At 55.7% G+C, this 5312-nt stretch carries 3 protein-coding genes and 1 pseudogene; 3 read left to right on the top strand and 1 reads right to left on the bottom strand.

Annotated features, from left to right (window positions below; translation table 11 throughout):
* Together ABX962_RS29335 and ABX962_RS29330 are read left to right on the top strand one after the other, a co-directional pair.
* Positions 1-471: pseudogene (locus ABX962_RS29335) on the top strand (hypothetical protein); the annotation flags it as partial.
* 588 nt (positions 472-1059) lie between these two features.
* Positions 1060-1377, top strand: coding sequence for a hypothetical protein (locus ABX962_RS29330; RefSeq protein WP_008703314.1), 318 nt, complete (start codon positions 1060-1062; stop codon positions 1375-1377).
* Positions 1378-1512: 135 nt separating this feature from the next.
* Here the strand turns inward: ABX962_RS29330 and uvrA are convergent, their stop codons facing one another.
* Complete coding sequence (gene uvrA, locus ABX962_RS29325) at positions 1513-4356, bottom strand: excinuclease ABC subunit UvrA (RefSeq protein ID WP_372724835.1); 2844 nt, start codon at positions 4354-4356, stop codon at positions 1513-1515.
* Positions 4357-4605: 249 nt separating this feature from the next.
* Between uvrA and ABX962_RS29320 the strand changes: the two genes are divergently transcribed.
* Positions 4606-5312 (top strand): phosphoenolpyruvate carboxykinase (ATP) (locus ABX962_RS29320; protein ID WP_372724833.1); only part of this gene is annotated, 707 nt, incomplete at its 3' end.

Genomic DNA, 5312 nt, shown 5'->3' with positions numbered 1-5312 from the left:
GCGACAACGCCACCGACAATCCCCGGTGGTCCAGGCCAACTGCCACCCACGCCTGATACGGGGCCCGTGGCTCCGGCATTACCCTCAGGGCCGGCGAAATCGGATCGAGTTCACGTCGAGAGTTGTGGTCGTGACAATCCTGTTCGCGTCGGGCAACCGATTCGCTACACGCTGCGTGTCACAAATGATTCGGATCAAGTGGATGGCGAAGTCAGTGTGCGGTTCAACTTGCCACCGGGTGTGGCGGTCGAACGGGTTACACAGCGGCGGAGTCCTTCTGGCGGCGAATTCGATGTCAAAGCGGGTGCAATCTACTTGGCTGATATCCGATCGATGCGTCCCAATGAGACGGTTGAGTACGATATCGTGATGAGTAGCAATCAACCGCAAACATTCGAGTTGAATGTGGAATCGGTCAGCCGTCGCGGCCCTGGCGGCGTCGACAGCGTGCAAACCGAAGTGATCCCGTAAACAAACGTAGCATAGGCTTCCAGCCTGTGTTCACGTGGGATAAGCTTCCAGTCTGTCATCAAATGTTAATCTAACTGCATCCGCAGCTTATAAGGGTTGCGTTATCGATCGCGGCAGTTGCGAAACAAATTCGCAAGATCCACGATAGTGCATGTCAAGCGATTTCTTGCAAACGGTGAAAGATTGCTTCACAGCAATGCACGATTGTTGGGCTCGTGCCGTCTTGGTGCGGTGGCGCCGTCTGAAGCACATTGTGCAAGTTGCACGCGTTCGTCCTGGTGCGCGGACGCCGCATTCTTTCTTCGACTTTCTCGCGTCACGCGACGATGAATACATTTAGCCTGGCAGACCTCCTCCGGTCTTCTTGCAGCATCCCGAGAACACCCTCCTCGGTTCGTTGTTTTAGACAGCGAAAAAATGTCGGCGAGTCAATGAACGTCGACGCGTACCAGTCCTGAAATGATGCACAATGCGGTGCCCTCCCTTTATCGCAGCGTGTCTCTTGGTCCGCGTCGGCGTTCCTATGGCCAAGCAACCTTGTATCTCCCATTTCAATGCGCCAAGCATCCACCCCCTCCCGGAGGCACCATGGCCAAAAAAGACACTTTCCGCGTCGTCGCACGCGGTCGCGACGGTTCGTTGTTGATCCATGACTATCCAACGAGTGATCCGCTTCTAAAGATGCACGTTCAAATCGGGACGGATGACTGCAGTACCGATTTGGAACTGCGTGGGATGCCGGTGTTTCGCGGGCTGATCGGCCCGATGCCCGAAGGCAAGACGATCGTGCGTTACGAGACCCCCGACGTCTTCGAGGCGATGACCAAAGAATGGGCCAGCGCCAAGCCGCGACGTCGAACACGGCGTTCGGCCAAAGAAATCGCAGCTGCCGCGGCCGCATCGTAACGCGAATCGCAATGTCGCTTCGTTGGGTGAGCCGTGACGCGTAAGCGGCCGGGTCTGCTGTAGGACCCGGTGCCTTACGACCCACGGTTCACGGGAATCACATGCTGCACGCTACTTTCGCGGAGCGATAGGCGACTATGCCCGACGTGCGGCTTTTAATACCGCGCCGGTCACGCTCTCTTTGCATTTGATGATCTCCGCGGGCGTTCCCGTCGCGACGACGCGTCCGCCGGCACTGGCGGCCCCAGGCCCGAGGTCGATGATGTAATCGGCCGCTTGCATCAACATCGCGTTGTGCTCGACCACGACCAATGAATGACCGTCGGCGATCAAGGCATCAAAACAATCAACCAGCCGCACGATGTCGGCAAAATGTAGTCCCGTTGTCGGTTCATCCAAAATGAACAGCGTTCGACGACGTGAAGCCGAAGCGAGAAACGCGGCCAGTTTCAACCGCTGGCCTTCGCCGCTGGACAGCGTCGGACCGGGTTGCCCGAGTTTAATGTAGTCAAGCCCCACATCGGTTAGACGCTGCAGCCGTGTTTGTGCCTTCTCTTCGCCACGAAAGAACGAGACCGCTTCACGCACACTCATCTCTAACACATCGGCAATCGTGCGATCGCGATAACGTACTTTCAAAATATCGTCGCGATATCGTGATCCTTGGCAGCTCGGACATCGCATCGTCACGTCCGCCAAAAACTGCATGTCGATTTGCAGCACACCGGCCCCTTCGCATTCGGGACACTGACCTTTGTCGCTGTTAAAACTAAAGTGGCCGGCGACAAGGTTTCGCGTTCTCGCATCGACCGTATCGGCAAACACTTTGCGAATCGCATCAAACGCTTTGACATAAGTCACCGGGCAACTGCGAGCACTTTTGCTGATCGGCGATTGGTCAATCAACATGCATTCGTCGATTTGGCCAAGCCCTGTAATCGATGCAAACGGCAACGCCGGTGTCGAATCGGATGCTTTGCGAGTTCGGATCGCACCGTACAGCGTGTCTTGAACGAGCGAGCTTTTGCCGCTGCCCGAGACGCCGGTGACCAAACACAACACGCCGAGTGGAAAGTCGACATCGACATTTTGCAAGTTATGTCCACTGGCACCTTTGAGCGAAATCGTGCCTCGCGGCGTACGAACCTCGCGGTCTCGCAATGTCCATCCACGTTCGCCCGTCAAAAATTGGCCTGTCAAACTGTCTTTGGCGGCCAAAAGCTGTTTCGTCGTTCCTTGAAACATCACTTTGCCACCGGATTTGCCTGCGGTCGGTCCGATTTCGAGTACCTCGTCGGCCGTACGAATCATCGTCTCGTCATGTTCCACGACGATTACGGTATTGCCGCGATCACGCAAACCCAGGATTGCTCCGACTAGCGTTTCGACATCCGCCGGGTGAAGTCCAGCCGTCGGTTCGTCCAACACGTACAGCATGTTGACCAGACTGCTGCCGAGCGCCGCGGTCAAAGCAACCCGCTGTGTCTCGCCTCCCGAAAGCGTTCGCAGCGTTCGATCGAGTTGCAGATAACCGAGTCCGACAGTTTGCAAGTAACCGATGCGGTCGCGAATTTGGGTCAGCGGTTCGGCAGCGATTTTGGCTTCGCGTTTTTCTAGTTTCACACTCGCAAAAAACGCATCCGCGTCGTCCGCTTGCATCGACAACACGTCGGCGACGTTTTTGTCGCCCACGTAATAGGAAAGGGCGAGCGGATTAAAACGTTTTCCGTCACAGGTGGGACACAGATGGTAACTGCGGTATCGGGAAGCAAAAATGCGAATATGCATTTTGTATTTCTTGCGGTCCAACCAATCAAAGAAACCATCGAGTCCGCCAAAGTTACGTTCCGGCACTCCACCGATAATCCACTTCAAATGCTTTTTCTTTAGCTTCGAATAGGGTACGTCGACAGGGATGTCGTAGTCCGAGGCCAATTCGAGCAGTTCCGTTAACTCGTGTTTGTACGACGGCGTGTTCCAAGGTGCGATCGCTCCGTCAGCCAGTGACACCGATTTATCGGGCACGACCAAGTCCATATCGACATCGACGACGTCACCAAACCCTTCACAGGTCGGGCATGCGCCCAACGGATTGTTGAAATTGAACAACCGTGGCACCGGATCGGGATAATCGATGTCACACGCATCGCATCGACGATCACGACTGATCGTCCGCCGCAACCAGGATCGCGAATCAATGTCGACGACGTTCGTGGAACCATTGGCATCGGACGCCGAGTCGTCACCGGCTTCGGAAAAGAGGACCGCGCGGCCGTGGCCTTCGCCCATCGCGTTTTCCAGCGACTCGGTCAATCGCGTCAAATCGGTGTCGGCCGAGACGCGGTCGACGATCACAAAGCACTCGATTCCTTTTTTGCCCACCTTTCTCGCGAGCGCCAATCGGTCGGAATCCGAAAGGTGAAATGTTTGCTCGCCGACGACCAATCGCACGTAGCCGTCTTGCTGCAATCCCAGCAAAATCTCGCTGGCCGCTTGTCGGTCGGGCAACCAAACAGGAAACGTGATCATGGCCCGCGAGCGATCGGCGGATTGCAGCATCTCTTCGGCAATCACCGCCGGGTCATCGCTGCGAACGGGATTGCCACAGTTATGACAGATCAGCGTTGCTGCTTTGGCGAACAACAGTCGCAGGTGATCCGCGATCTCGGTCGTCGTTCCGACAGTGCTGCGATTGGTTTTCGATCCGCCAGCACGTGTGACCGCGATCGCCGGAGGAATTCCGTCGATCGAGTCGCAATCGGGCTTGTCCAACCGAGCCAGGAATTGGCGAGTGTACGCCGAGAAGCTTTCGATGTAGCAACGCTGGCCCTCGGCGTACAGCGTGTCGATCGCCAGCGATGTTTTGCCGCTGCCCGAAACGCCACAGAACGCGACCAATTTCCCTCGAGGGATATCGACGTCGATGTTTTGTAGGTTGTGAACGCGGCAACCGCGAACTGAGATGAAATCCGTGTTCAAGTTGTTTTTCCGTTGGAAGTGCGGACGGGGTGCGATCGTTCAGATTCAGACCGCGAAGGGACACGGCAGACCATGGCAATCGATGCGGTTGCAATCGTTGCTGTCGCAAACGTTGCTGTTGCAAACCATGCGCCCTTATTCATCGCTATGTGCCTGTTTCCAGCCGTCAAATTTGTACCGAGTTGGCGAATGATCGCGTACCCCGTACGATGTGGCCTGACGATTACCCTGTATTTGCGAGAGCTACTGATGAGTGTTAATCCAATCGATTTGCAAGAGTACGGAATCCGTGTTTCTGACGTGATTCGCAACGCGACGCCAGCTCGGTTGTACGAATACGCAATTATCGATGAACACGCTGCGATTTCGGCCTCCGGAGCCCTCGCGACTCGTAGCGGTGACAAGACCGGGCGAAGTCCCAAAGACAAGCGAATCGTCGACGAACCCGAAAGCAGCAACGATATATGGTGGGGCGATGTCAATATCCGGCTGACCGACCGCTCATTTGCGATCAATCGCCAGCGGGCGATCGATTACTTAAATACACGCTCGCGAATTTTTGTATTCGATGGATTCGCAGGCTGGGACCCGGACCACCAGTTAAAGATTCGCGTGATTGCCGAAAGTGCGTACCATGCCCTGTTTATGCACAACATGCTGATCCGTCCCACCACCGAAGAACTGCAAACGTTTGGCGAACCCGACATCACCATTTTTAATGCCGGTTCGTTCCCCGCCAACCCCTACACCGCGCAAATGACCAGCACGACGAGCGTGGACTTGTCGTTCAGGCATGGTGAGTTCGTGATTTTGGGGACCCAGTACGCTGGCGAAATGAAGAAGGGCGTGTTCACGGTGATGAACTATCTGATGCCCAAAAAGGACGTGCTCAGCATGCACTGCAGTGCGAACGAATCAGCCTCAGGCAGCGTGTCGCTGTTCTTTGGGCTATCGGG

It is taken from the genome of Novipirellula sp. (assembly GCF_041583735.1).
Lineage (GTDB): Bacteria > Planctomycetota > Planctomycetia > Pirellulales > Pirellulaceae > Novipirellula.
This window is presented reverse-complemented; position numbering and strand designations above follow the sequence as displayed.

What these genes read in the sequence shown, in the direction of transcription:
- ABX962_RS29330 (WP_008703314.1), top strand. Translation starts at nt 1,060, where the DNA reads ATGGCCAAAAAAGACACTTTCCGCGTCGTCGCACGCGGTCGCGACGGT.